30 protein-coding genes and 2 pseudogenes are annotated in these 23,397 nt (G+C 69.6%); 15 read left to right on the forward strand and 17 right to left on the reverse strand.

Annotated elements, in window-relative coordinates; genetic code table 11:
* Positions 1–50 precede the first annotated feature (50 nt).
* Entirely contained in the window at positions 51–971 is a 921-nt protein-coding gene (gene mshD / locus P3L51_RS14180) for a mycothiol synthase (RefSeq protein WP_354605544.1), read from the reverse strand.
* Between the two features lie 231 nt (positions 972–1,202).
* Between mshD and P3L51_RS14185 the strand changes: the two genes are divergently transcribed.
* On the forward strand, positions 1,203–3,023 hold the full coding sequence (locus P3L51_RS14185; RefSeq protein WP_354605545.1) for a bifunctional metallophosphatase/5'-nucleotidase: 1,821 nt from the start codon (positions 1,203–1,205) through the stop codon (positions 3,021–3,023).
* A gap of 137 nt (positions 3,024–3,160) precedes the next feature.
* Here P3L51_RS14185 and P3L51_RS14190 read toward each other — a convergent pair whose 3' ends face one another.
* The gene (locus P3L51_RS14190) at positions 3,161–4,018 is read right to left on the reverse strand and encodes a DUF4097 family beta strand repeat-containing protein (protein WP_354605546.1); all 858 of its coding nucleotides are present in this window, start codon (positions 4,016–4,018) and stop codon (positions 3,161–3,163) included.
* Positions 4,019–4,100: 82 nt separating this feature from the next.
* Positions 4,101–4,655, reverse strand: coding sequence for a hypothetical protein (locus P3L51_RS14195; RefSeq protein WP_354605547.1), 555 nt, complete (start codon positions 4,653–4,655; stop codon positions 4,101–4,103).
* A gap of 197 nt (positions 4,656–4,852) precedes the next feature.
* On the opposite strand from P3L51_RS14195, the gene P3L51_RS14200 reads away from it, so the two are divergent.
* The 3 genes from P3L51_RS14200 to P3L51_RS14210 are packed head-to-tail and all read left to right on the forward strand — an operon-like array spanning position 4,853 to position 5,940.
* The gene (locus P3L51_RS14200; protein WP_354605548.1) at positions 4,853–5,215 is read left to right on the forward strand and encodes a DUF2089 domain-containing protein; all 363 of its coding nucleotides are present in this window, start codon (positions 4,853–4,855) and stop codon (positions 5,213–5,215) included.
* On the forward strand, positions 5,212–5,472 hold the full coding sequence (locus P3L51_RS14205) for a hypothetical protein (protein WP_354605549.1): 261 nt from the start codon (positions 5,212–5,214) through the stop codon (positions 5,470–5,472). The genes P3L51_RS14200 and P3L51_RS14205 overlap by 4 nt, the downstream gene beginning before the upstream one ends.
* Before the next feature lie 36 nt (positions 5,473–5,508).
* On the forward strand, positions 5,509–5,940 hold the full coding sequence (locus tag P3L51_RS14210; RefSeq protein WP_354605550.1) for an SHOCT-like domain-containing protein: 432 nt from the start codon (positions 5,509–5,511) through the stop codon (positions 5,938–5,940).
* Between the two features lie 58 nt (positions 5,941–5,998).
* Here the strand turns inward: P3L51_RS14210 and P3L51_RS14215 are convergent, their stop codons facing one another.
* The 9 genes and pseudogenes from P3L51_RS14215 to P3L51_RS14255 all read right to left on the reverse strand — a co-directional run bounded on the left by P3L51_RS14215 (position 5,999) and on the right by P3L51_RS14255 (position 11,027).
* Complete coding sequence (locus P3L51_RS14215; protein ID WP_354605551.1) at positions 5,999–6,364, reverse strand: DUF4180 domain-containing protein; 366 nt, start codon at positions 6,362–6,364, stop codon at positions 5,999–6,001.
* On the reverse strand, positions 6,357–6,848 hold the full coding sequence (locus P3L51_RS14220) for a helix-turn-helix domain-containing protein (RefSeq protein WP_354605552.1): 492 nt from the start codon (positions 6,846–6,848) through the stop codon (positions 6,357–6,359). The genes P3L51_RS14215 and P3L51_RS14220 overlap by 8 nt, the downstream gene beginning before the upstream one ends.
* Positions 6,849–6,936: 88 nt before the next feature.
* On the reverse strand, positions 6,937–7,509 hold the full coding sequence (locus P3L51_RS14225) for a hypothetical protein (protein WP_354605553.1): 573 nt from the start codon (positions 7,507–7,509) through the stop codon (positions 6,937–6,939).
* A 189-nt stretch (positions 7,510–7,698) separates the two neighbouring features.
* Positions 7,699–7,752 (reverse strand): annotated as a pseudogene (locus P3L51_RS35990) (hypothetical protein); the annotation flags it as partial.
* A gap of 9 nt (positions 7,753–7,761) precedes the next feature.
* Positions 7,762–8,199: a nuclear transport factor 2 family protein gene (locus P3L51_RS14235; RefSeq protein WP_354605554.1), complete on the reverse strand. Its 438-nt coding sequence runs from the start codon at positions 8,197–8,199 to the stop codon at positions 7,762–7,764.
* Positions 8,200–8,326: 127 nt separating this feature from the next.
* Positions 8,327–8,899: a dihydrofolate reductase family protein gene (locus P3L51_RS14240; protein ID WP_354605555.1), complete on the reverse strand. Its 573-nt coding sequence runs from the start codon at positions 8,897–8,899 to the stop codon at positions 8,327–8,329.
* A 126-nt stretch (positions 8,900–9,025) separates the two neighbouring features.
* Positions 9,026–9,763, reverse strand: coding sequence for an SRPBCC family protein (locus P3L51_RS14245; protein ID WP_354605556.1), 738 nt, complete (start codon positions 9,761–9,763; stop codon positions 9,026–9,028).
* Entirely contained in the window at positions 9,760–10,401 is a 642-nt protein-coding gene (locus P3L51_RS14250) for a helix-turn-helix domain-containing protein (RefSeq protein ID WP_354605557.1), read from the reverse strand. Before P3L51_RS14250 ends, P3L51_RS14245 begins: the two co-directional genes overlap by 4 nt.
* A gap of 161 nt (positions 10,402–10,562) precedes the next feature.
* Positions 10,563–11,027: an ATP-binding protein gene (locus tag P3L51_RS14255; RefSeq protein ID WP_354605558.1), complete on the reverse strand. Its 465-nt coding sequence runs from the start codon at positions 11,025–11,027 to the stop codon at positions 10,563–10,565.
* 198 nt (positions 11,028–11,225) lie between these two features.
* On the opposite strand from P3L51_RS14255, the gene P3L51_RS14260 reads away from it, so the two are divergent.
* The 9 genes from P3L51_RS14260 to P3L51_RS14300 all read left to right on the forward strand — a co-directional run bounded on the left by P3L51_RS14260 (position 11,226) and on the right by P3L51_RS14300 (position 16,848).
* Positions 11,226–12,077 (forward strand): Scr1 family TA system antitoxin-like transcriptional regulator, encoded by an 852-nt coding sequence (locus P3L51_RS14260; RefSeq protein WP_354605559.1) that lies wholly within the window; start codon positions 11,226–11,228, stop codon positions 12,075–12,077.
* 13 nt (positions 12,078–12,090) lie between these two features.
* Positions 12,091–12,285 carry a DUF397 domain-containing protein gene (locus P3L51_RS14265; protein ID WP_354605560.1) on the forward strand — a complete coding sequence of 65 codons (195 nt, stop codon included), beginning with the start codon at positions 12,091–12,093 and terminating at the stop codon, positions 12,283–12,285.
* A gap of 170 nt (positions 12,286–12,455) precedes the next feature.
* Positions 12,456–12,650, forward strand: coding sequence for a DUF397 domain-containing protein (locus tag P3L51_RS14270; protein ID WP_354605561.1), 195 nt, complete (start codon positions 12,456–12,458; stop codon positions 12,648–12,650).
* Positions 12,651–12,894: 244 nt separating this feature from the next.
* Complete coding sequence (locus P3L51_RS14275) at positions 12,895–13,251, forward strand: hypothetical protein (RefSeq protein ID WP_354605562.1); 357 nt, start codon at positions 12,895–12,897, stop codon at positions 13,249–13,251.
* A gap of 164 nt (positions 13,252–13,415) precedes the next feature.
* Entirely contained in the window at positions 13,416–13,607 is a 192-nt protein-coding gene (locus P3L51_RS14280; protein ID WP_354605563.1) for a hypothetical protein, read from the forward strand.
* A gap of 295 nt (positions 13,608–13,902) precedes the next feature.
* A complete protein-coding gene (locus tag P3L51_RS14285) occupies positions 13,903–14,868 on the forward strand; it encodes an alpha/beta fold hydrolase (RefSeq protein ID WP_354605564.1) in 966 nt (321 codons plus the stop codon).
* A 97-nt stretch (positions 14,869–14,965) separates the two neighbouring features.
* Positions 14,966–15,550 (forward strand): DUF2975 domain-containing protein, encoded by a 585-nt coding sequence (locus P3L51_RS14290; RefSeq protein WP_354605565.1) that lies wholly within the window; start codon positions 14,966–14,968, stop codon positions 15,548–15,550.
* Positions 15,550–15,789, forward strand: coding sequence for a helix-turn-helix domain-containing protein (locus P3L51_RS14295; protein WP_354605566.1), 240 nt, complete (start codon positions 15,550–15,552; stop codon positions 15,787–15,789). The genes P3L51_RS14290 and P3L51_RS14295 overlap by 1 nt, the downstream gene beginning before the upstream one ends.
* Before the next feature lie 120 nt (positions 15,790–15,909).
* On the forward strand, positions 15,910–16,848 hold the full coding sequence (locus P3L51_RS14300) for a phosphatidylinositol-specific phospholipase C (protein WP_354605567.1): 939 nt from the start codon (positions 15,910–15,912) through the stop codon (positions 16,846–16,848).
* Between the two features lie 76 nt (positions 16,849–16,924).
* Here P3L51_RS14300 and P3L51_RS14305 read toward each other — a convergent pair whose 3' ends face one another.
* The 5 genes from P3L51_RS14305 to P3L51_RS14325 all read right to left on the reverse strand — a co-directional run bounded on the left by P3L51_RS14305 (position 16,925) and on the right by P3L51_RS14325 (position 22,369).
* A complete protein-coding gene (locus P3L51_RS14305) occupies positions 16,925–18,346 on the reverse strand; it encodes a sensor histidine kinase (protein WP_354605568.1) in 1,422 nt (473 codons plus the stop codon).
* A complete protein-coding gene (locus tag P3L51_RS14310; protein WP_354605569.1) occupies positions 18,343–19,101 on the reverse strand; it encodes a response regulator transcription factor in 759 nt (252 codons plus the stop codon). Before P3L51_RS14310 ends, P3L51_RS14305 begins: the two co-directional genes overlap by 4 nt.
* A 128-nt stretch (positions 19,102–19,229) precedes the next feature.
* Complete coding sequence (locus P3L51_RS14315; protein WP_354605570.1) at positions 19,230–20,303, reverse strand: S1C family serine protease; 1,074 nt, start codon at positions 20,301–20,303, stop codon at positions 19,230–19,232.
* A 179-nt stretch (positions 20,304–20,482) separates the two neighbouring features.
* Positions 20,483–21,505 carry a LacI family DNA-binding transcriptional regulator gene (locus P3L51_RS14320; protein ID WP_354605571.1) on the reverse strand — a complete coding sequence of 341 codons (1,023 nt, stop codon included), beginning with the start codon at positions 21,503–21,505 and terminating at the stop codon, positions 20,483–20,485.
* 24 nt (positions 21,506–21,529) lie between these two features.
* Positions 21,530–22,369, reverse strand: a complete 840-nt coding sequence (locus P3L51_RS14325; protein WP_354605572.1) for a winged helix-turn-helix transcriptional regulator — start codon at positions 22,367–22,369, stop codon at positions 21,530–21,532.
* A 400-nt stretch (positions 22,370–22,769) separates the two neighbouring features.
* Here P3L51_RS14325 and P3L51_RS14330 point away from each other — a divergent pair, with 400 nt between their 5' ends.
* Together P3L51_RS14330 and P3L51_RS14335 are read left to right on the forward strand one after the other, a co-directional pair.
* A complete protein-coding gene (locus P3L51_RS14330; RefSeq protein ID WP_354605573.1) occupies positions 22,770–23,024 on the forward strand; it encodes a MoaD/ThiS family protein in 255 nt (84 codons plus the stop codon).
* A gap of 10 nt (positions 23,025–23,034) precedes the next feature.
* A pseudogene (locus P3L51_RS14335) lies at positions 23,035–23,397 on the forward strand (hypothetical protein); the annotation flags it as partial.

Genomic DNA, 23,397 nt, shown 5'->3' on the forward strand with positions numbered 1-23,397 from the left:
GGGGCGGTGTCAACTCCACCGCCCCTTCGGGTGCTTGGCGAGCGCCGGCCCTACGACTCCGTCCGATACATCAGGTCCACCTCGTGCGTCGCGAAACCCAGCCGCTCGTAGACCGTCACGGCGGCCGTGTTGTCGGCGTCGACGTAGAGCATCGCGGTCGGCAGGCCCCGCGCGGCCAGGTGCCGCAGCCCGATGGCGGTGAGCGCCTTGCCGAGGCCGCCGCCCTGCGCGTCGGGGCTGATGCCGACGACGTACACCTCGCCGAGGTGTTCGGCGGCGTGCTCCTTGGTCCAGTGGAAGCCCACGAGCCGGCCGTCCCGCTCGGCGAGGAAGAAGCCCTTCGGGTCGAACCACGGCTCGGCGACACGGTCGTCGAGATCGCGCTGTGTGAGTCCGCCCTGCTCGGGGTGGTGGGCGAAGGCGGCGGCGTTGACGGCGAGCCAGGCGGCGTCGTCCTGGCCGGGCACGAAGGTACGGACGGTGACACCGTCGGGCAGGACCGGCTCGGCGATGTCCAGGGGCTTCAACGGCCGCCGCAGCTGGCGCAGTTCACGGAACATGGTCAGCCCGAGCACCTGTGCCAGATGCCGGGCGGCCGACTTGCCGCCGTGCGCCCACACCCGCAGCCGCTTCCCGGACGCGGCCAGCAGCGCGGCCCCGAGCGCCCGCCCGTGCCCGCGCCCCCGGTGTGACGGATGCACGACCAACTCGGCGGCCGGCGCCTCGACGGGGTCGGTGTCCTCCAGCTGGGCGTACCCCGTCAGCTCCCCGCCGACGGTCAACAGGAAATGCCGCACCCCGGCCCTCGGCTCCCCACGCAACTGCAACCGCCCCTGCTCGGAGACGGCCTGCACCCCGTCGGACCCGGCCGCCGCGTCGAGCAGTTCGAGGACGGCCCGTGCCTGCTCGGGGGTGATCTCGTCGAGGGTCTCGATCTGCCGGCCCGGATCGACGGCTGCGGTTTCAGTCATGCGTCGAGGGTACGGCGCACCCGCGCGTTCCCCCGGGTACGTGCCCATGTACGCGCTCGTACCGGTTCGTACTCGTTCGTATCCGCTCACCCGGGACCACTGCTCGACGGGCATTGGCAACCAGGTCGTAACCAGAACCCCCCTGTTGCTCTACGCGCGTGGACTCTAGGCTGCCGCTCGCAGCTGTTCTCCCTCACACGGAACTTACAAGCGGAAGCAACAAGGGGTTCGATGTCAGCGACACCGCAGAAAAACCGCGCGGCCCGGCGGGTGCTCGCCGCCGTAGCCGGACTGGCCACACTCGGCGCACTCGCCGCCGCCGCACCTGCCGCCGCCGGGACGCCCGGCCGCGGCGACGGCCACGGACACGGGCACCCCAAGCCCCGCACCGTGGACGTTCAGCTGCTGTCCTTCAACGACCTGCACGGGAACCTGGAGCCTCCGGCCGGGTCCTCGGGCAACGTGAACGAGATCCAGGCCGACGGCACGGTCAAGCCCGTGGCCGCCGGTGGTGTCGAGTACCTGGCCAGCTCGCTGCGCACCGCGCGCCAGGGCAACCCGTACTCCATCACCGCGGCGGCCGGCGACATGGTGGGCGCGAGCCCGCTGCTGTCCGGCCTGTTCCACGACGAGCCCACCATCGAGGCGCTCAACAAGATCGACCTCGACGTCTCGGCCGTGGGCAACCACGAGTTCGACGAGGGTTCCGCCGAGCTGACCCGTCTCCAGAAGGGTGGTTGTCACCCGACGGCGGGCTGCTTCGAGAAGGGCAAGAAGTTCAAGGGCGCCGACTTCCCCTACCTGGCGGCCAACGCCACGTACGAGAAGTCCGGCAAGCCGGTCCTCAAGCCGTACACCGTCTGGAAGAAGAACGGCGTCAAGGTCGGCTTCATCGGCGTGACCCTGGAGGGCACCCCGAACATCGTCACCGCCGAGGGCGTCAAGGGCCTGAAGTTCCACGACGAGATCGAGACCGTCAACAAGTACGCCAAGGAACTGGACCGCCAGGGCGTCAAGTCGATCGTCGCGCTCATCCACGAGGGCGGGGCCCCGGCCTCCGACTCGTACAACTACGACTGCGACAGCCCCGGCCCCGGTGACGGCATCTCGGGTCCGGTCGTCGACATCGCGAAGGGCATCACGCCCAAGGTCGACGCGCTGGTGACGGGCCACACGCACCAGGCGTACGCGTGCACCGTCCCCGACCCGGACGGCAACGACCGCATGGTGACCTCGGCGTCGTCGTTCGGCAAGGTCTACACGGACACCACGCTCACCTACGACCTGCGGACCAACGACATCGTCCGTACGAAGGTGAAGTCGGCCAACCACGTGGTCAGCCGTAACCAGGCCAAGGCCCAGGACATGACCGACCTGATCGCGCGCTGGAACAAGACCGCCGCGCCGATCGCGGGCGCCCCGCAGGGCTTCATCTCCGCCGACATCAACGGCCGCGGCTCCACCGCGCCGGAGAAGCCGCTCGGCAACGTGATCGCCGACGCGCAGCTCGCGGGCCTGTCCCCGGCCGACAAGGGCGGCGCGCAGGTGGCGTTCATGAACCCGGGCGGTATCCGCTCCGACCTCGTCTACAAGGCGTCCGGCCTTGAGGGCGACGGTGTGGTGACGTACGGCGAGGCGTTCACCGTGCAGCCGTTCACCAACATGATGAACGTGGTCGACCTCACCGGCGCGCAGCTCATCACCGCGCTCCAGCAGCAGGTCAGCGGTTCCAACGAGGCGTCCAACAAGATCCTCCAGGTCTCGAAGGGCTTCACCTACACCCTGGACATGACCAAGACGGGCGCCGCCCGGATCGTCACGGACTCGGTGAAGCTCAACGGTGCGGCGCTGGACCCGGCGAAGACGTACCGCGTCGCGATGAACGAGTTCCTCGGCGGTGGCGGCGACGGCTTCGCGGCGCTGGGCCAGGGCACGAACAAGCTGGTCGCCGCGTCCGACCTGGACCTGTTCAACGCCTACCTCGCGGCGAACTCCACGGCCACCGCGCCGCTGGCGCCGCCGGCGACGGACCGGATCACGATCATCAAGTAGTCACCGGTACGGCCGCGGCGTACGAGCGCGGTCGGGGCGGTTGGGCGGCGGGACGGAATTCACGTCCCGCCGCCCTTCGTCGTCCCCGCCCAGCGGTTGACGAAGGTGAACCTGGTCGATGTGGCCGCGCTCGCGGGTCAGGACCGGGCGCGGCGGATGTCGATGTTGCCGTAGCGGGTGTGGGCCCTGACCTCGACCGTGTCCTCCGACTTGCCCGGGCTGTCGGAGGCGGTGAGCGTGTTGTGTACCTGTCCGGCGCGTGAGCTGGCGTCGAGCCAGGCGGCCGTGCCCTGGCGGATGCCGATCTCGATGGCGCCGAAGGAGGTCTCCAGCTGAACGGTCCCGCGGGCGACATCGTCCACGCGCAGGGCGCCGTGGGCGGTGGTTGCGGTGACCGAGCCCTCGGCGTGCTCGATGAGGATGTCGCCGTTGGCGCCGCTCACGCGCAGATCACCCAGGGCGTCGCCGACGGTCGTGGTGCCGTGCGAGTTCTTCAGGACGGCCGTGCCGTCGACGGTGCCGACGCGCATGCTGCCGGAGCTGGTGGTGATCTCGGCGGGCCCCTGGACGTGGTCCACGGTGATGCTGCCGTGCGAGGCGACCAGGTCCAGCGGCCCGGTGGTGTCGAGGCGGACGTCGCCCGACGAGGTCTTCACCCGGACCCTGCCGAGCCGGCCCTCACCGTGCACCTGGGCCCAGGCGCCGGTCACCTCCACCTGTGAGCCGGTGGGCAGGTCGACTGTCACATCGACGGTGCCGGTGCGCCCGACGAGATAGCGCTGCTTGGGCGTCTTGATGGTCAACAGGCCGTTCACGTAACGCACTTCGGTCTGCTCGGCCGTCCGGACGTCCTGCTCCTTCTTCGGGTCGCGGGGCTGCACCTGCACGAGGGTGTCGAGCCGGGCGGCGGCGATGAACCGGATGGATCCGGCCTCCACGTGGGTGGTGGCGGTGATGGGTTGCGGGGTGTCGAAAGGAGCGTCGAAAGAAGGCATGGCGGTCCCGTCCTCTTGGGTCTTGGTGGCGTCCCCGCTGGTGGGGCGTGGTGTCGGTGGGGCTCTGTGAGGCTCTCTGGGGCTAGCGCACCCAGCCCGTGTAGCTCTGTCCGACGGTGCGGGTGGTCCGCGGCTTCTCCGCTGTACGTGACGGGGCGCCGCCGCCTTCGACCGCGGCCGACACGGCGCGTACCAGCCACGCGTTGACCGACAGACCCTCGCGGCTCGCGGCCTCCTCGGCGCGGGTCTTGAGGTGGGCGGGCAGGCGCAGATTGACGCGGGCGGTGCCGCCGCCGCCGTCGTCGCCGTCGGCGGGTGCGGGGGCCGGGGCCCTGAGCGGCTCGGCGGGCCCGCTCCTGTCGTACGTCTCGTATGCCTCGTGCGCCTCCTCGCGCGCCGGCCGTGTCACGACGAAGTCCGGGTCGAGCCCGCGCAGTCGTACGTCGACCGAGCCGGGGGCGAGTTCACGGGTGATCTCGTCCATCGCGGCGGAGAGCACGTTGAGCATCGTCAGGCGGGTCGCCGACTCCAGGGGAGCGGTGAGCCGCTCGGCCAGCGCGCGGGCTTCGTCGCCGCCCGCTTCGGCGGCCACCGCGAGTTCGCGGCGGAGGTTGTCGACATACGGCGTGAGGTCCATGACGTCATAGTGGCACCATTGTGGCGCCATGCGCAACCCTTTGTGGGGGGGTGGTGGCGCCACGGCGCGCCGGGATGCGGGGCGGTTCGGTTTCTTGAAGGTCTGATAAGAAAACTCAAGCTTTGTGCGTTGACTGTTCAAGAAACTCAATATACAAATGAATGACGGGCAGGTTGCTGAGAGTAAGGGAGTCCCGCGTGGACTGGCAGGAGCTGACGGACCTGACCCAAGGGCAGCCGTTCGTGGTCGAGCGGGTCCGCCTCGTGGGCAGCGGCATCGCGGTGGAGGGGCAGTTCGAGACGCCGCAGCTGGCTCAGCTCGGGGTGGACGACCAGGTGTTCGTCACCGCGTTCGTACGGTCGCACGGTTCGATCAAGGAGATGGAGCGGATCTTCGGGGTGAGCTACCCGACGATCAAGTCCCGGCTGAACCGGATCGCCGAACGCCTCGAATTCGTCGACACCGACCCGGCGCCCACCGGCGCCGATGTCGTCGACCGCCTGCGGCAGGGGGAGATCAGCGTCGAGGAGGCGCTGGCCGAGCTGGAGAAGCCCCGATGATGCCGCACCTGGTGACGGTGCGAGGCCGCCGTTCCGACGGCCGCCGGCTGCGGCTGTACGTCCCCGTCCTGCCGGTGCTGCTGGTGCTGTCACCGCTGCTGCCGCTCGCCGTGGCGGCCGGACTGGTCGCATGCCTCGCCACCCGGGTGAGTCCGGTGGGCGCGCTGCGTGGCACCGGGCGACTGCTGTGGGCGCTGCCCGGCACCCGGTTCGAGATCGAACAGGGCCGAACTGCCCTGCTGATAAGCGTCAGATGAGCCGATGAGCCGATGGGTCGGAGAGGGAGAACAACCATGAACGAGCAACGCCGCCAGGTCTTGCAGATGCTGGCCGAGGGCAAGATCACCGCGGACGAGGCCGAGCGGCTGATCGCCGCCCTCGAACGGGACAGGCCCGAGTCGCCGCCCGGGGCGGCGCCCCACTCGAAATCCCGGCCCAAGTACCTGCGCGTGCTGGTGAGTTCGGAGGACGACGGCGGTGGCGACGGGCCGAGCCGGATCAACCTCCAGATCCCGCTGCAACTGCTGCGCGCGGGGGTCCGGCTCGCGAGCCTCATGCCTCCGCAGGCGCTCACCCGGGTCAACGCGGCGCTGACCAAGTCGGGCGTGCCGATCGATCTCACCGAGCTGAAGCCGCAGCAGATCGAGGAGTTCATCGATCAGCTCGACGAGGTCGTCGTCGACGTCGACGACCCCGGTGCCAAGGTGCTGGTGTTCTGCGAATAACACGGCCTCGGCGTGCGAGCGAGGCGGGACCCCGCGGACACGCCCTACGGGACAGCCTCTAGCCGCCGAGCCGCGCCGCGAGTTCGTCGAGGTCGGAGACGAACCAGATGTCCCGGCCTCGGTTCACCTCTCGTACGAGATCGGGCAGGGCCGCGCTGGCCAGCAGATGGTGCGAGATGTCCCCGACCACGGCCAGCCGGAGCCGGTAGTTGGCGAACTTCTGGAGAATCGCGCCGGCCAGGCCGCTGCTGAGGTCGTAGAAGCTGTCGTCGAACCGCCCGGCCGGGACCGCGACCAGCTCCGCGCCCTCGAAGGCCGCGCCGACAAGATGGTCGAGCGCGTCCTGGACGCTGCCGATCGACGCGCCGTCGGCGTCGCACACGAGCACTTGTACGCCATGGTGCTCCACGAGCAGATCAGGCACGGTCCGTCTCCCATCCTTCGGTGGGCAGCAGGTCGTTGCCCGGCCCGAGTACGCCGTCGATCAGGTTCAGCAGAGCGGCGGTGTCGGCGGCGCCGCCGAGGATCACGATCTTCATGCGGGCCCGTTCCCTGTCGTGGACCACCTGGATACGCAGGGAGTCCGCCGTGTCCCGTACGGACTGCGCGCTCGCCGTGATGAGAGTGCTGAGCCGGCTCGCCGATTCGGGGCCGACCGACTCGATCTGCACGATGCTCGACACCTCGACGTGCCGCACGCGCGGAATATCGGCCGCCGCCGCGGGTTCCCCGGTCTCCGGGAGGCTGGTCAGGGCCTCGAAGTCCGCCCGGCTGATGCGGTACTGCTTGCCGATCCGGACAGCCTTCAGCCGCCCGTCGCGTACGTAGTTTCGGACGGTCCGCACATGCAGCCCCAGCCGCTCGGCGACCTCGCCGACCGAGTACAGGTCGCGCTCACTGCTCTCCATGCATACGAATATTACCTCAAGCTTCCCTATCCTTCGTTCCATGAGGAAAATAAGGAGTGATGCGACCAGGCCGGTAGAGGGTGGTCTGTTACGAGAACGGGCGCCGGACCTCGTCGGCTATCTCGGGCGCCGCGAACTGCCGCAGCCAGTCGGCGAATCGGTCTCCGTACTCCTCCGTCGCCGCGTCGATGATCGCCCGCGGGTCCGCGGGCCGAGTGAGCCCGAATTCGTGCCGCAGCCAGATCAGGTAGGCGGCGTGGTCGTCGCCGCGTCCCACCTCGCCCTCCCCGCCGTCGGGCGAGTAGCACTCGTCGTCCACCGCGAGCAGCCGGAACAGGTCCCGCAGCCCGGACGCGACCACATCGAGGTCGCCCTCGTCGCCGAAGCGGATGACGGGCAGGGTGGCGAGATCGGCCCGGTCGTCGCACCGCCACAGCGCGTAGAACGAACCGGAGCCGGTGGCCTGGGCGAAGGGAACGAGCCGCGCGAGGCGGCCCGGCAGCTCCGGGTCCCGCGAACCGGCCATGTCCAGCCAGTGGATGAGCGCGTCGTCCGGCTGCCCGTACTCGTACATCTCGAAGCCGTCGGAGAGGCACGGCTGCCGGTCGTGAAACTCCTTGAGCAGGTTCAGCTCGGGGATGGGTGAGTACGCGTCACTCATGGGAACTCCACGGCGAAGGGACCGGACCGTCCGACGGTATCGCCGGGGTGTGACAACGCCGCCGTACGGCCCGGTCGGCGCCGACCTCGGGCCCCGCCCGGACGGCCGTCCGGACCCTCGGCGGCGCGCCCGATCCGGCCCAGGCGTCGAGTCCGGGGTGTCGATGGTGCCCGGGGAGATCGCGTTCGCCCGGACGCCACGGCCCTTGAGTTCGTGGGCCCAGGTCCGGGCGAAGGGCCGGATCCCCGCTGCTCAGCCGAGGTTGTCGCCCCAGCCGCCCTGGATCATCGTCTGGAACGCCCACTCGCCGTTCCGCTTGATCAGCACGTCGGCGTAGCGCAGTTGCTGGGTCTCGCCCCCGGTCGTCGTCATCGTGGAGTCGGTGAAGACGACGACCATCGCGGAGGTGAGGAAGACGGGCGTACGGACGGAGTCGAACGTGAGGTCCCCGTCCCCGCTGTCGCCCATCACATGGGTCATCGTCGCGATGAACTGCTCCCGGTCCCACTGGGCCGAGGCCCCGTCGCCGGCCGCGTTGTCGCTGACGAGATTGAGCGGAAAGACGGCGACGTCCGCCATCCGTGCGATGTCCCGCTTGGCGCTGTGGGCGTCGTACGCGGCGAACCAGGCCGCCACGGAGGCGAGTTCGTCAGGGGTGGGGGTGTAACCGGTGTCGGGCAGAAGGGGCATGCGCTGTCTCCCGTGCTTCATTGGTCAAGCTTGACCAGATCGCTGGCTCGAAGCGTATGCTCGTAGCGCTGGCTAGTCAAACTTGATTAATCGAATTGATCGAGGAGGGTCCGCGCGGACGTCGACCTCAGCGCACGACGTCGAACACGTTCAGCTGGAGGCCGTTGTCGTACGCGGCGTGCTCGACCAGCTTCAGCTTCTGCGTGTCCTTGTCGGTGCCGCTGAACAGCCGCTTGCCCGCGCCGAGCAGCAGCGGAAAGACGAGCAGGTGATAGCGGTCGATCAGGCCCGCGTCCGAGAGGCCGCGGTTCAGGGAGGCGCTGCCATGGACGATGATCGGGCCGCCCTCGGTCTCCTTCAGTTTCGCGACGTCGTCGAGCGATCCCAGGATCGTCGTCTCGCCCCAGTTCGAGACGAGCCTGTCCTCGGTGAGGGTGGTGGAGACGACGTACTTCGGCACGCTCTTGTAGTGGGCGAATTCCTCCATGTCCGGCCAGACGGGGCTGAACGCCTCGTAGCTGACCCGGCCCATCAGGATCGCGGCGGACTGCTCCTGCTCCCGGCCCTTGATGTCGAACGCCTCGGGGAGGAATTCGACGTCCTTGAAGGTCCATCCGGAGTTGCGGTAGCCGGGCTCGCCGCCCGGGGCCTCCACGACGCCGTCGAGCGAGATGAAGGCGGTGCTGATCAGGGTACGCATGAGATTTCCTTGCTTTCCGGTGTCGGTCTTCGACTGCTTGCGGTCGTCGTGAAGTCGTGAAGTCGCGGCGTCGCGGCGTCGTGAAGTCGCGGTGTCGTGCGTTTGTCGGCGGGCGTACCCGCGCGGTCAGGCGAGGAGGTCGTTCAGCCACCCCTGCCAGGCGGACTCGGCCCCGTCCGTCTCCGGCCCGAACAGGTGGTGGAACAGCAGCGCCACGCCGGACCCGTGGTGGAAGGTGTAGAGCCCGTGGGCCGTACGCAGTCCGATGCGCTCGTCGTCCACCCAGACCACTTCGCCGTCCAGCGGCGCCAGGCCGGCCGGCTCGGCGTGGGCCCGGGCGCCCACGGTGACCGGGACGGGCAGTGACAGCCCGCGGACGAGGGCTTCCCGTACCTCCCGCTGCGGCTTCCCGTGCGAGGGCGCCATGGCGAAGACGGGCACCCCGACGCGTCCGGGGAAGTGGGACAGATACTCGCGGAGCGTGTGGAGGTGGAAGGGCCAGCCGCGGCGCAGGGCGTCGTACTCGTCCTGCCAGTCGTCCCCGAGCAGCCCGCTGTGGACGACGCGGAGCACGGTGCTGCCGCGATCCCTTCCCTCGATCAGGTACTCGAAGGCCATGAACCGGCCGTCCTCGCCGGGCGGCGTACGGGTCGCGAAGCGCTTGCCGGGCTCATGAGCGGTGATGACCGCTTCCTCGCGGTGGCCGGCGGTGTCCATGGAGGCGACGCCGCCCTCGCGCGGCTCCACTTCGTTGTGGCCCATGAACCAGGAGTCGATCCCCGGGCCTGTCGCGATGGCCTCCCAGACCTCTTCCGGGCTCGCCGGGAGGGTCGTCTCCAGTTCGATCTCGAACGGGTGCGTCATCGTTGGTCTTCCTGTCCTGCTTCGGGTGCGTGTTGGTGTGTTCCCCCGGCTTCCGGCGGGGACGCGGGGATCTGGTGGAGCCCCACGACCACCCGGTGACTCCGGCCGCCCGGTGCGGACTCGTCGTGGTAGCGGCCGACGAGCGCTGCCACCGTCTGCGCCAGTTCGTCGGCGAACTCCAGCCGGTCCGCCGCGGAGGCGAAGCGCACCTCGGCGTCGATGCCGAAGGACGCCACCCGCTGCCGGGCCCGCGCGGCGCCGCCCAGCAGCGTCCCGACCTCCTGCACCAGCCGGGCCCCCAGAGCGAGCAACCATCGGGCGGAGAGCTGGTCGGGAGAGCGTGAGGGATCCGGACTGACGGCGGACAGCGCGCTGGGGGAGATCACGTAGGAGGCGGCGGTGGCGCGGTACACCCGCTCGGTGACGTTGCCCTTGCGCCGCTCCTCGGCGAGCTCGACCAGTCCGTGGCGTTCCAACTCCTTCAGGTGGTAGTTGGCCTTCTGCCTGGGCAACCCCAGGCGGACGGCCAGCATGGCGGCCGAGCCGGGCTCGGCCAGGGCGGCGAGGATCCGGGACCGTATCGGGTCCAGGGACGACTCGGCCGCGGCGGGTTCTTCGATCACAGCGACGTCCAGCACGTCTCCAGGATCGGACCGACAAGAAATTTTGTCAAGACAGGAAATCCTGTCGGTCGTCGTTCCCGATCACACGTGGTCGCTCGCGATACCGGCGGCGATCACGCCGAGGACGATGGCGATGAGGACGAAGTCCCCGTACGGGCCGGTGAGTTCCATGACCATTACGCGGGGGCCGTCCCCGCTCGCGCGAGGGTGAACCAGACGGCCTTGTGGCTGGGGGAGAGGCCCCCGTAGATGGTCGCCCCCCACGCCTCGGCGACGCGGTCCAGCAGGAACACGCCCTGGCCGCAGCCGAGTTCGTGCTCCCTGGGGGTGGTGCTGGGTACGGGCAGGGACCAGGGCGCGTCGTCCGTCACGTACACGGTGATCCGCTTCCGGTTGACGGCGACGGTCACCCCGATCCGGTGGGTTCGTGTATGCCGGTGCGCGTTCGTGACCAGCTCGGTTACGCAGAGGCGGGCGTCGTCGGCGAGGGCGTCGTGCCTGCTGACGCGGAGGAGCGTGCCGAGGAATTCTCGCGCGATCTTCGGCGCGGAGGCCGTGTTGGGCACGGCGAGTCGGTAGGTCTCACCGCCGTGAGGGGGCGGGGGTGGTACGGGAGTTGGGGTGAGGGTGGCAGGCGTCATGTCGTCGTCTCCCAACGTGGGGTCCGGACTTGGGCGCGCTTGCGCGGCGGCACTTCGAGCCGCTGACGCGTGGCGCGGTGCTGAGAGGACAGTAGCCTGTATCCATAACGCGTGGTACCTGACTGGATATTATGGGTAACCAAGTGGATTGTGGTGAGGCTGGCAGGCCAGACTGAGCCCCGACAAGAGGAGAGGCCGATGGCACCGAGGAAGGCACTCACGGCACGACAGCGCCGCTTGGGTACCGAGCTACGCAAGATCCGGGAGCACACCGGCCTTTCCATGACCCAGGCCGCGGAAGTGCTGGGCACGGACCGCACCACCATCAGCAACACCGAATCGGGCCGCTTCGGCGTGAGCCCGGAACGGGTGCGGACCTGGGCCGGCCACTACGCGTGTCCGGACGCCGCGTACGTGGACGCGCTGGCCGGTATGGCGGCGGAGCGCATCACGGGTTGGTGGGAGGACTATCGCGGGGATCTCGCGAGCGGTGCGCTGGATCTGGCCGAGTTGGAGCACCACGCGGTGGGTATTCGGTGCGTGCAGATGCTCTACATGCCTGGGCTGTTGCAGAACGAGGAATACGTACGTGCCGTGCTCGCCGAAGCGGTACCTCCGCCGAGCGTCACCAGGCAGCGACGTCAGCTCTCGCACCGTTTGAAGCGACGTGATGTCCTGGACAGGACGAATCCCCCTGACTTCATGTTTCTGATTCACGAAGCCGCACTGCGGATGACCTTCGGTGGCTCTGCGGTGGCGCGCGGCCAGCTCGACTACCTGTTGAAGGAGTCCGAGCGTGACAACGTCACCGTCCGGGTCATCCCGTTTGCGGCTGGAGGGTTTGTGGACACCGGTGGTTCGACGCAATACGTCTTCGGCCCTGTCCCGCAGCTCGACACCGTGCAGACGGACACGACGACCGGGCCCGCGTTCCTGGATGCTGAGACGCATCTCGTGAACTACCGCGCAGCACTTGACCGGACCGAGGAGCGTTCGCTCGATCCCGAGCGTTCACGGGACTTCATCCGCGCAATCGCACAGCAACTATGAAGGCGTGAGAACCATGGACATTCAGTGGCGTAAGTCGTCGAAATCGACAACCGCAGAGGGCAACAACTGCCTTGAACTGGCCGAGCACGACGGCGAGATCTTGATGCGTGAGAGCGACAACCCCGGCGTGGTCATCCGTACCTCCCGGGCCAAGCTTCGTGCGTTCCTCGATGGTGCCAAGGAAGGCGAGTTCGACAACCTCGCCTGAGGTAAGGCGCGTTCACGACGGGCGGTTCCCACCGGCGCAGGTGGGGCCGCCCGTTGGTGCTTCTTCAACCGATCGCCGCCTTCTGGCGTGAGCGGGTCATGTGCGAGACGCTCGGTCCCGAGCGTTCACCGCACTCATCCGCGCACATCAAGTGTGAAGGCGTGAGAACCATGGGCATTCAGTGGCGTAAGTCGACGAAGTCGTCCGGCCCTGACGGCAACAACTGCCTCGAACTGGCCGAGCACGACGGCGAGATCTTGATGCGTGAGAGCGACAACCCCGGCGTGGTCATCCGCACTTCCCGGGTCAAGCTTCGTGCGTTCCTCGATGGTGCCAAGGAAGGCGAGTTCGACAACCTCGCCTGAGGCGAGGCGCGTTCACGACGGGCGGTTCCCACCGGCGCAGGTGGGGCCGCCCGTTGGTCGTTTCCGTATCACTCGTTAGAGGGTAAACACTTGATACGCGCGCACAGCAAACGCTAACTTCGAGGCGTCGCTCCTCACTTCTGCGCCAGTTGGGAGCGGTTCGAAGGGCTGCCCCCTGCTCGCCGCTCGTCACGCCGGCCACGAGCAGGGGGCGGCCACCGCGCCGTACCGAGGAGGTCCCGGCATGCGTCAACCGCGTCAACCTGGTTCGCCGCTCCCCGCCTTCTGGTGCGAGCGGGTCGTGTACGAAACGCTCGACGCCGACAGCCGCACCCGCGTCTCGCACTGCTCGATGCCCAACCCCGCCGAGGCCATCCGCGCGATCCGTGTCGATGTGCGCGCGCTCATGGACACGTTGGTGCCCGTCGAACGGGATCGGGCGCTGCGGTGGACCGGGTACGGCGGGTCCCTCGGGGCCGTCGCGGCGCTGCATCGCGGGGAGCCGTGCGGGTTCTCGCTCAGCAGTGAGGGGCGATGGATCGAGTGGACCGTACGCCCGTATCCGGTCCTCGACGTGAGCCCCGCGTCCCCTTGTGCCTGACGGGCCCGACGGCCCATCAAGTGTCCGCCCCGACCGGTGAGAACCCTGGACAGGTCAAGTGGTCGGGGCGGATGGCCAACCCGCGAGGCTCAAGCCTCGCGGTTCACCGGTCACGCCGTCGACGGTACGACGGCGTGACCCTTCGCGAAAGAGGAGGTCGGCGCATGAGCGCACAGACCGTCGATACGTATGAGACGCGCGCGCCGGACGCCGAGGAGTGGCGGGGCGTTCCGTTCCGGCACTCGCAGGACATGCCCTGGGTTACGGCCGAGGGCGACGGCGGCAAGCACGACGGAGGCCCCATGCCCCCCGAGGCGCCGCGCGACCCCGCCCCGAGCGGTGGGGGCGGGAAGTAGCTCCCCCCGGTAGTCCGCGCTGACGGCAATGCCCTGGAGTCCGCCACGGCGGCGGACTCCAGGGAACTCGCCGTGATCCGCGCCCTGTTGATCGGGCCGCAAGCTCGCCGGCCCCGTGATCAGCACGTTCACGACGTACATCGCTCGGTGGGCTCTGCTGGGGTTAACCCCAGCGCGCTCGCTGGCATCAGCGACACCACGTACAGAGGTGCCAGCCGGATTCTGTGATCAACCGTGTCTCCGAATGATTGGACCCACAGGCACAACAGCACCCTCAGCCGCCGAAGGATCACTCATGTCCCGCACTCCCTCCACCCCCCACACGCCCCGAAAGCACCGGTCCGCCTACCGCGTTCTGTCGGCCCTCGCCCTGCTGACCTTGACCGCCGGTGCCGTCACGGCCTGCGGTGACAACGACTCCGCCCCCGAGGACGCTGCCTCGTCCTCGCCCTCGTCCTCGGCCACGTCGTCCACCTCACCGGGAGCCGGCCGGTCGGGCGTATCGAAGCTGCGCATGATCACCAATGACGGTCGCCGGTTGGCCTTCCATGTCACACAAGGCAACGGCCGCACGATCGTCCTGGACTCGGGCGGCGGCGAGGACTCCTCGCAGTGGAAGGACCTCGCCCCCAAGATCCACGCGGACACCGGCGCCACCGTCATCACGTACGACCGGGCCGGTCTCGGCAAGAGTGACGTGGTGCCCGGTCCGTGGAAGGTCGAGAGCGCTGTCAGTGACCTCAAGGCGGGGCTTGAGCAACTGGGTGTCACCGAGAGCGTGACCCTGGTCTCCCACTCCCAGGCCGGTGAGGTCGCGAACTACTTCGCCAGGGACAACGCGAAGATGCTCTCCGGCGCGGTCCTGGTCGACGCCAACCTCCCCCCGTTCTTCACCGACGAGGAGATTCCCCGTCTCGTGGCCGCGAGCCGGCCGCAGGTCGACGCGGCGAAGAAGGACCCGGACAAAGCGGAGAACCGCCAGCTCATCTCCACCGCGGAGGGCTTCGTCCCGGCGCACCGGGCGTTCCACAAGGTCACTTGGCCGGACTCCGTCCCGGCGACGGTCATAGTTTCGGCGAAGACCCCGTTCGACGGGTCCCCCGTGGACTCCCGGCGCTGGCGTGACGCCGCCGCTTCGTTCGTCAAGGGCGGGCCCGACCGCACGCTCGTCACCGCCGAGGGCAGTTCTCATGAGGTGCCGAAGGACCGGCCCGACCTCGTGCTCAAGGAGATCGCGGACCTGCTCGCCAGGCAGCGCTGACCACGGGACGCAATCACCGGCACCCCGCCCGGACTTGTCGAATATCGATATGGTCCTCTAGTGTTGGCCATATCGAAAATCGATAGGGAGGGGTGCGATGAACACGCGACTCACGAGGACCCTGGCCTCGGTGACCTTTGGACTGGCGGTGCTCTGCGGGCTGGCCTTCATAGGCACCGGGGTCACGCACATGCTCGACGACGGTGCGGTCTGCGTGCGGACGGGCTTCTGGGCCAACGCCACGCTTGAGGGCGGACTGCCGGTCGGCAAGGGCGTGGAAGCGTCCAGCAGCGCCGCGACCCTCTGTCAGAACAGCCCCTCCGTGGGGCAGCGGGCCGGCGACCTCGGGGGCGAACTGCCCTGGCTGCTGTTCGGCTCCCTCGCGCTGCTGCTCTTCTCCCGGCTGCTGAAAGCCGTTCTGGAACAGGGGCCGTTCACCGACGCGGTGTCGCGACGGCTCACCGTCCTCGGCTGGTCCGTCGCGCTGGGTACGCCGCTGACCGGCCTCGTCGTCGGTTGGTCGCAGTCCTGGCTCGTCGGAAGCATGGCGCCGATCGTGGGTTCCGGACCGACGGTCTCCGGACCGATGGTGCTCGTCCTGGCCGGCCTCGCGGCAGTGATCATGGGGAGGATCATGGGCGAGGGCGTGCGCATGCGAGAGGATCTCGAAGGGACCATCTGATGCCGGAAGAGGAACTTCACGCGATCAGAATCCATCTCGACCGGATCCTCGCCGAGCGCGGCATGACGCTCACCGAGCTGTCCGCGCAGGTGGGCATCACCGTCGTCAACCTGTCCGTGCTCAAGAACGGCCGGGCCAAGGCCATCCGCTTCTCGACCCTGTCGAGGATCTGCGACGTCCTCCGGTGCCAGCCGGGGGACCTGATCACTCACGACCCCGCCGCGCGGGACACGCCCTAAGCGGTGCCCGGGCGTACCTCTCATGCGGCCGGTCGCGGTGCGCCGATAGGCCGAGAACACTCGGCGCACCGTCGCGATGGGCCCTGTTCCGTGTGATGCGTGCACGACATAATTCGGCTCATGGTCACAGACAGAGGTACAACTTCCCCCACCAGTACTGGACTTGGCCGCCGAGGAATACTCGCCGGCGCTCTCGCCGTCTCCGCCACCGCCCTTGTCGGTACGGGCGCCGCCACGGCGGTCGCATCCGACACCGCCCGCGCGAAGGCCCGGCGCGCACTCGCCCCCTCCGACTGGCTCTCCGGATTCGGCGACTCCACCCCCGTACAGAGCCTGACCCTCCCCGGCACCCACAACTCCGGTGCCCGCAGCGGTGGTCTGTACGTCGCCTGCCAAGGGACCACCATCGCCGAGCAGTTGAACACCGGCGTCCGGTTCCTGGACGTGCGGTGCCGGGCGTTCGAGAACGCGTTCCCGATCCACCACGCCGCGTACTACCAGAATCTCAACTTCGACGACGTCCTGACCGCGTGCCGCAACTTCCTCCAGGCGCACCCCTCCGAGACCGTGCTGATGCGCGTCAAGCAGGAGTACTCGTCGGTGAACGACGCGGAGTTCCGGCGGATCTTCGACACGTACCTGGACGGGAAGGGCTGGCGTTCCCTCTTCCGGCTCGACAGCAACCTGCCCACGCTCGGTCAGGCGCGCGGCAAGGTCGTGCTGCTCGCGGACAACGGCGGGCTGCCGGGAGTGCGGTACGGCGACGGCGGGCTGTTCGACATCCAGGACGACTACCAGGCCGAGCCCGGCGCCAAGTACCCCAAGATCGAGGCGCACTTCCGTAAGGCCGCGACGCAGCCGGGCAAGCAGTTCATCAACTTCGTCAGTACGGCCGCGCTGCTGCCGCCCCGCTGGAACTCCGACCGGCTGAACCCGCAGGTGCACACGCTGCTCGACGGGTCGGCCGGCGCCGGCTGGCGCGGGCTGGGCATCGTGCCGCTGGACTTCCCGGAGACCAGGGGCGGGCTGGTGGATTCCCTGATCCGGCACAACGGCTGAGTCCGCGCACGGCACCCACTCGGCCGGGGCCGGCACCAGGGGCTCCGGCCGACGGGCCGCCCGGGCGGCCCGTCGGCTACGCGTCGGTCTGGCCCGGCGGCGGGGTCGCCGCGCCCGGGATACGGATCGCCGCCACCGTGCCGCCGCCCGCCGCCGGGCGCAGCGCGATCTCGCCGCCCGTCTGCTGCACCGTGCGCGCCACGATCGACAGGCCCAGGCCCGAGCCCGGCAGCGCGCGGGCCGACGGGGAGCGCCAGAAGCGCTCGAAGACGTGCGGGAGTTCCTCCGGCGGGATGCCGGGGCCGTGGTCCCGTACCGTCAACTCGCCCTGGGTGCTGAGCGCGACCTCGATGGTCGCGCCCGGCGGGCTGAACTTCACCGCGTTGTCGAGGACGTTGACCAACGCCCTTTCCAGCGCGGCCGGTTCGGCCCGTACGTACCAGGGGCGCAGCGTCACCTCTATCGTCAGGTCCGGCCCGCGCAGACGGGCGCGTTCCAGGGCGCTCTCCACGATCGTGTGCAGCGCGACGACCTGGAGCGGGCCCGGGTCGGGGGCGTCCGGCCTGGACAGCTCCTGGAGGTCTCCGATCAGCGAGGCCAGCTCCGTCATCTGCGCCTTCACCGACGCCATCAGCGCCGTACGGTCCCGCGGCGGGATCGCGCGGCCGGTCTCCTCGCTGCGGGCGAGCAGTTCGACGTTCGTACGCAGCGAGGTCAGCGGCGTACGGAGCTCGTGGCCCGCGTCGGCGATGAGCTGCGCCTGGCGGTCGCGTGAGGAGGCGAGCGCCGCCGTCATGGAGTTGAAGGAGCGGGACAGGCGGGCGATCTCGTCCTCGCCCTCGGCCGGGATGCGCAGGCTCAGATCCTCGGTCCGTGCCACGTGCTCGACCGCGCGGGTCAGACCGTCGACCGGCCGCAGACCGGTCCTGGCGATCCAGAGCCCGGCGGCGCCCGCCCCGATGACACCGGCGCCGGCGACGGCGGTCAGCAGCAGGGCGAGCCGGTTCAGCGAGGCGTCGATCTCGCCGAGGGGGCGGGAGATGGAGACGGCGAAACTCTCGCCGCGCGGACCGATGCGGCCCGGCGTGGTGTGGACCCGCACCGGGGCGCCGTCATCGGTGGTGGAGCTGTGCAGGGCGCTGGGCTCCGTCCCGCTCGCGACGGCGATGTCCGAGGACTGGATCTTCACCGGCTTCGAGGAGGACTCCACGCACCGGCTGCCGTCGCTCCCGACGATCTGGATGTACGCGAACCCCGGGGTGACGGTGTCCGGGGGAGTCTCGCCCAGCGTGCACCGGGCCAGCAGGTCCTGCACGAGGCCGGGCGGCGCCGAGGTGTTGCGGAGCGAGTTGTCCAGCTCCGACTCCAACTGGGCGCGGGTCAGCAGCCAGCAGGCGACGGCCGCCGCCGCCACGGCCACGGCGACCGCGGTGGCGACGAGCATCGCGAGGCGGGAGCGGAGGGGCAGCGTACGCAGCCGCCGGGCGAGCGAGGTCACTCGGCGCCGCCGGTGACCGGGCCGCCGCCCGGCCCGCCCTCGGCGCGCAGCGCGTAACCCACCCCGCGCACCGTGTGCACCAGCCGCGGCTCCCCGCCGCTCTCCGTCTTGCGCCGCAGATACATCACGTACACGTCCAGCGAGTTGGAGCTGGGCTCGAAGTCGAAGCCCCAGACGGCCTTCAGGATCTGCTCACGCGTCAGCACCTGACGCGGGTGCGCCATAAACATTTCAAGGAGGGTGAATTCGGTACGGGTCAGCTCCACCCGGCGGGTGCCCCGGGTGACCTCACGCGTCGCCAGGTCCATCCGCAGATCGGCGAAGGCCAGGACGTCGTTCTCCGGCAGCTCGCCGCCCGCCGTGCCCGCGTACGAACTGCGCCGCAGCAGCGCGCGGATCCGGGCGAACAGCTCGTCCAGCTCGAAGGGCTTCACCAGGTAGTCGTCGGCGCCCGCGTCGAGCCCGGTGACCCGGTCGCCGACGGTGTCGCGCGCCGTGAGCATCAGGATCGGCACGGTCGATCCGGTGGCGCGCAGCCGGCGGGCCGCCGTCAGCCCGTCCATGCGCGGCATCTGGATGTCGAGCACGATCAGGTCGGGCTGGTAGGCGGCGGCCTTGGTGAGCGCGTCGATACCGTCGACGGCGACCTCGGTCCCGTACCCGTCGAAGGCGAGACTGCGTTGCAGCGCCTCGCGGACGGCGGGCTCGTCGTCGACGATCAGGACGCGTTGCGGATCGCCTTCGGCGGGGCTCATGTCGTCGCTCTTTCTCTGAACGGCTTCGGAAACCGGGACGGGGATCAGGACCGGGATCAGGACCGGGATCAGGACCGGGACCGGCACTGGGGTCTCTGACACTTCAGCCTCGCACGTCAGGCGTGTTCCTAGTCGCTGTTCCCGGCGCGCAGCTCGCTCAGGTCGGCCTTGACGGTGTTGACCGGGATGGAGAAGCCGAGGCCGACGCTGCCGGCCGACGAGCTGTCGCCGCCGCTCGAACCGCTCGCCGAGAACATGGCCGAGTTGATGCCGATGATCTCGCCGTTCATGTTGATCAGCGCGCCGCCGGAGTTGCCCGGGTTGAGCGAGGCGTCGGTCTGGATCGCCTTGTACGTGGTCGTGGAGGAGCCCGTGTCGCCGTTGAACTGCTGACCGCCGAACTCGAACGGCCACTGGCCGTCGCCACCACCCTGCTGCTGTTGCTGCCGGCCCTGCCCCTCGTCCTTCGACACGGTGACGTCCCGGTCGAGCGCGGAGACGATGCCGCTGGTCACGGTGCCGGTCAGCCCCTCGGGCGAGCCGATCGCCACGACCTCGTCGCCGACCCTCACGTTGTCGGAGTTGCCGAGGGCCGCCGTCTTGAGGCCGCTCGCGCCCTGGAGCTTGATCAGGGCGAGGTCCTTGTCCGGGCTGGTGCCCACGACGTCCGCGGTGTACGTCTTGCCGGTGCTGAGCTGCACCTTCACCGTCTGGGCGCCCGCGATGACGTGGTTGTTGGTGATGATCTCGCCGTCGCTGGTGATGACCACACCGGAGCCGGTCGACTGCCCGGAGCCGGTCGACGCCTGGATCTCCACGATGGCGGGGGACACGGCCGCCGCCACTCCCGCGACCGTGCCCTTGCTGCTCTGCGAGACGGTCGTACCGGTGACGGCGCTCGCACCGGTGGCGGTGTCGTTGTCCGTCAGCGACGCGGTCAGCGCCGCCGTACCGCCCCCGACGACGGCCGCGACGAACGCGGCGGCGGCGAGCAGCGCGACGGGCCGCCTGGCGCGCCGGGCGTGAGCGGGCGTGTGCGCCGGGGCGGCGGCGCCCCAGCCCCAGGTCGCGTGCCCCGGCTGAGCGTGGTGGACGCCGGGGGCGGGGGCGTACGGGGGCTGCGGCGGGTATGCCTCGCCGCTGCCGGTGTCCTGCTGCTGGTTCGCGTCTTCGTCGCCGCCGCCGCGGTAGGTGTCGGTCATGTCTTCGACAATCCGCCCGCTGGATGAGAGCAGTCTGAAGACGTTGTGAGAAGCCCGACAGAACCGTGTATGTCCCATATAAAGGCGGCCCCGCAGGGCCGCCTCCAGACGCTCAGGACAAGATCAGGACTTCACGGGACCAGGAGCACGATGAGGAGCCCGGGATCAGGAGCCCGGGATCAGGAGCAGCCGCACGAGCGCCGCACGATCAGCGCCGACGGGAACTGCTTCACCCGTTCCCTGCGCGACCCCGCCACCCGCAGCCCGTCGTCCAGCACCAGGTCCACCGCCGCCCGCGCCATCGCCGGGCGGTCCGAGGAGACCGTCGTCAGCGGCGGGTCCGTGAGACCCGCCTCCTTGACGTCGTCGAAGCCGGCCACCGCCAGCTCGCCCGGGACGTCGATCCGCAGCTCGCGCGCCGCCCGCAGCACGCCGATCGCCTGGTCGTCGGTCGAGCAGAAGATCGCCGGGGGCCGGTCGGGCCCGGCCAGCAGCTTCAGCGCGACGTTGTACGCGTCGTACCGGTTGTAGAGCGCCTTGAACAGCCGCCCCTCCGTCGAGAGCCCGGCCTCCCGCATCGCCCGCCGCCAGCCCTCGACGTGGTCGGTCACCGGGTCACCGACGACCGGCGTCGACTCGACGCCGCCCAGGCACGCCACGTACGGATGGCCGTGCTCCAGCAGATGCCGGGTGGCGAGCTGCGCGCCCCCGATGTCGTCGGTGACGACGGCGACGTCGTCGATGCCCTCGGGCCGCTCGTGGAGCAGTACGACGCGGGCGTCCCACGCCTCTATCTCCGCCGCCGCCCGCTCGCTCGGGCCCTGGCTGACCAGGATCAGCCCGGAGACCCGCATACCGAGGAAGGCCCGCAGATAGTGGACCTCGCGCTCGTTGCGGTAGTCGGAGTTGCCGACGAGCACCATTTTCCCGCGCTCGGCGGCGGCCTGCTCGACCGCGTGCGCCATCTCCGCGAAGAACGGCTGCCGCGCGTCGGGCACGACGACCCCTATGAGGTCGGTCCGCCGCGAGGCCATAGCCTGCGCGACCCGGTCGGGCCGGTAGCCCAGCTCCTTGATCGCGGCGAGTACACGCTCGCGCGTGGCCGGGGCGACCGGCCTCGGTCCGTTGTTGATGACATAGCTGACGACCGCGGTCGAAGTCCCCGCCAGTCGTGCCACGTCGTCCCGCGTCACCTTGGCCACGCGCGGCAGTCTACGCGTGGTGACCTACCGCCCGGCAGGCCGTACGGCTCCTTCTCGCACCTCGGTCGTGTCGGCCGAGTGAGTCGTGTCGTCATCGGCGCCGTCCGCGGGCCCCGCGGACCCCGCCGCCTTCGCCTTGGCGGTGGCCTCGGCGACGGCTTTCGCCTTCGCCTCCTCCGCCGCGCGCTCGACCTTCTCCGGCGTGACGAAGCGGTAACCGACGTTGCGGACCGTCCCGATCAGCGACTCGTGCTCGGGGCCGAGCTTCGCGCGCAGCCGCCGTACGTGCACGTCGACCGTCCGCGTACCGCCGAAGTAGTCGTAACCCCATACCTCTTGGAGCAGCTGCGCCCGGGTGAAGACCCGGCCGGGGTGCTGCGCCAGGTACTTGATCAGCTCGAACTCCTTGAAGGTCAGGTCCAGGACCCGGCCCTTCAGCTTCGCGCTGTAGGTCGCCTCGTCCACCGAGAGATCACCGTTGCGGATCTCCATCGGCGAGTCGTCGGTCGAGATCTGCTGGCGTCCGGTGGCCAGCCGCAACCGCGCCTCGACCTCGGCCGGGCCCGCGGTGTCGAGCAGGACGTCGTCGATGCCCCAGTCGGCGGTGACGGCGGCGAGGCCGCCCTCCGTCACCACGAGGACCAACGGGCAGCCGGGTCCGGTGGAGCGCAGCAACTGGCACAGCGACCGCACCTGCGGCAGATCGCGCCGGCCGTCGATCAGTATGACGTCGGCACCGGGAGTGTCGACGAGGGCCGGACCCTCGGCCGGGGCCACCCGCACGTGGTGCAGAAGCAGTCCCAGAGCGGGCAGCACCTCCGTCGACGGCTGGAGGGCGTTCGTGAGCAGCAGCAGAGAACTCATCGCCGCCCACCTGCCCGGGTCGGACAATTCTCACGTGTCTGCGTCATTGGCTCGCCCATTACGTCGGTTCCTCCTCGGTCCCTGCAAGGGGGCACCTCCCACACCCGGAGGGAGTGGGGGCGTATGTGGCACCGCTGACCGTCCCGCGCCCTGGGGGCGGAAAGCGCAAAAGGACCCGGGGGCTACATTGCCCGGATCCTCTTCCGGAGCAGAATAACCCACAGATGCTCAGTGTCAGAGGGTGCGGACAGCGGGTCATCTCCTCGCGGGCCCGATCCCGGGCGCGGCCCGAAGGGCGCCGATGCCGTGGCGGGGCTGGGGATCGGCCATCATGGAGGGCCGACGGAATCCGACGGAATCCAACGGGAATATTGCCGAGAAATTAGCGGAAGGAGTCGCGATGGCAACGGGAACCATCCGCTACTGGGCCGCGGCCAAGGCGGCGGCGGGCCTGGCCGAGGAGCCGTACACGGCCGAGAATCTGGCTCAGGCGCTCGACGTGGCGCGTGAGAAGCACCCGGGTGAGCTGGTCCGTGTACTCCAGAGGTGTTCGTTCCTGGTCGACGGTGACCCCGTGGGGACCCGCGGGCATGAGACCGTACGGCTTGCCGAGGGCGGCACGGTCGAAGTGCTCCCGCCGTTCGCAGGAGGGTGAACAGCAGAGCATGAGCGACGACCAGTACAACCAGCATGATCCGAACCGCGGATACGGACAGAGTTACGACTCCGAGCAGTACGCGCGGCAGCAGTACGGCGTACCGGGACCGGCCCAGGCGCACGACCCCTACCAGCAGCCGTACCAGGAACCCTCGTACCGGGAACCCGCCAACAATCAGGACGCGCAGACCTGGCAGGGCCAGACCTGGGACACGCAGTACCAGCCGCAGGTCCAGTACCAGCAGCCTCGTCAGCCCCAGCAGCCCCAGCAGCCGAACCCGCACCAGGCCGCCGCCGACACGGCCTATCTGCCGCAGCAGTCGGGCGCGTACCCGCTGCCGCCCGAGGTCCCGGCCGCCGGACAGGCGCCG

The sequence above is a fragment of the Streptomyces panacea genome, assembly GCF_040560175.1.
Taxonomy (GTDB): Bacteria; Actinomycetota; Actinomycetes; order Streptomycetales; family Streptomycetaceae; genus Streptomyces; species Streptomyces panacea.

What these genes read in the sequence shown, in the direction of transcription:
- P3L51_RS14195 (WP_354605547.1), bottom strand. Translation starts at nt 4,655, where the DNA reads ATGGACCTCACGCCGTATGTCGACAACCTCCGCCGCGAACTCGCGGTG.
- P3L51_RS14185 (WP_354605545.1), top strand. Translation starts at nt 1,203, where the DNA reads ATGTCAGCGACACCGCAGAAAAACCGCGCGGCCCGGCGGGTGCTCGCC.
- P3L51_RS14290 (WP_354605565.1), top strand. Translation starts at nt 14,966, where the DNA reads ATGAACACGCGACTCACGAGGACCCTGGCCTCGGTGACCTTTGGACTG.
- P3L51_RS14315 (WP_354605570.1), bottom strand. Translation starts at nt 20,303, where the DNA reads ATGACCGACACCTACCGCGGCGGCGGCGACGAAGACGCGAACCAGCAG.
- P3L51_RS14325 (WP_354605572.1), bottom strand. Translation starts at nt 22,369, where the DNA reads ATGAGTTCTCTGCTGCTGCTCACGAACGCCCTCCAGCCGTCGACGGAG.
- P3L51_RS14300 (WP_354605567.1), top strand. Translation starts at nt 15,910, where the DNA reads ATGGTCACAGACAGAGGTACAACTTCCCCCACCAGTACTGGACTTGGC.
- P3L51_RS14275 (WP_354605562.1), top strand. Translation starts at nt 12,895, where the DNA reads ATGCGTCAACCGCGTCAACCTGGTTCGCCGCTCCCCGCCTTCTGGTGC.
- P3L51_RS14270 (WP_354605561.1), top strand. Translation starts at nt 12,456, where the DNA reads ATGGGCATTCAGTGGCGTAAGTCGACGAAGTCGTCCGGCCCTGACGGC.
- P3L51_RS14240 (WP_354605555.1), bottom strand. Translation starts at nt 8,899, where the DNA reads ATGCGTACCCTGATCAGCACCGCCTTCATCTCGCTCGACGGCGTCGTG.
- P3L51_RS14295 (WP_354605566.1), top strand. Translation starts at nt 15,550, where the DNA reads ATGCCGGAAGAGGAACTTCACGCGATCAGAATCCATCTCGACCGGATC.
- P3L51_RS14235 (WP_354605554.1), bottom strand. Translation starts at nt 8,199, where the DNA reads ATGCCCCTTCTGCCCGACACCGGTTACACCCCCACCCCTGACGAACTC.
- P3L51_RS14220 (WP_354605552.1), bottom strand. Translation starts at nt 6,848, where the DNA reads ATGGAGAGCAGTGAGCGCGACCTGTACTCGGTCGGCGAGGTCGCCGAG.
- P3L51_RS14265 (WP_354605560.1), top strand. Translation starts at nt 12,091, where the DNA reads ATGGACATTCAGTGGCGTAAGTCGTCGAAATCGACAACCGCAGAGGGC.
- mshD (WP_354605544.1), bottom strand. Translation starts at nt 971, where the DNA reads ATGACTGAAACCGCAGCCGTCGATCCGGGCCGGCAGATCGAGACCCTC.
- P3L51_RS14285 (WP_354605564.1), top strand. Translation starts at nt 13,903, where the DNA reads ATGTCCCGCACTCCCTCCACCCCCCACACGCCCCGAAAGCACCGGTCC.
- P3L51_RS14255 (WP_354605558.1), bottom strand. Translation starts at nt 11,027, where the DNA reads ATGACGCCTGCCACCCTCACCCCAACTCCCGTACCACCCCCGCCCCCT.
- P3L51_RS14310 (WP_354605569.1), bottom strand. Translation starts at nt 19,101, where the DNA reads ATGAGCCCCGCCGAAGGCGATCCGCAACGCGTCCTGATCGTCGACGAC.
- P3L51_RS14225 (WP_354605553.1), bottom strand. Translation starts at nt 7,509, where the DNA reads ATGAGTGACGCGTACTCACCCATCCCCGAGCTGAACCTGCTCAAGGAG.
- P3L51_RS14330 (WP_354605573.1), top strand. Translation starts at nt 22,770, where the DNA reads ATGGCAACGGGAACCATCCGCTACTGGGCCGCGGCCAAGGCGGCGGCG.
- P3L51_RS14260 (WP_354605559.1), top strand. Translation starts at nt 11,226, where the DNA reads ATGGCACCGAGGAAGGCACTCACGGCACGACAGCGCCGCTTGGGTACC.
- P3L51_RS14245 (WP_354605556.1), bottom strand. Translation starts at nt 9,763, where the DNA reads ATGACGCACCCGTTCGAGATCGAACTGGAGACGACCCTCCCGGCGAGC.
- P3L51_RS14205 (WP_354605549.1), top strand. Translation starts at nt 5,212, where the DNA reads ATGATGCCGCACCTGGTGACGGTGCGAGGCCGCCGTTCCGACGGCCGC.
- P3L51_RS14210 (WP_354605550.1), top strand. Translation starts at nt 5,509, where the DNA reads ATGAACGAGCAACGCCGCCAGGTCTTGCAGATGCTGGCCGAGGGCAAG.
- P3L51_RS14280 (WP_354605563.1), top strand. Translation starts at nt 13,416, where the DNA reads ATGAGCGCACAGACCGTCGATACGTATGAGACGCGCGCGCCGGACGCC.
- P3L51_RS14190 (WP_354605546.1), bottom strand. Translation starts at nt 4,018, where the DNA reads ATGCCTTCTTTCGACGCTCCTTTCGACACCCCGCAACCCATCACCGCC.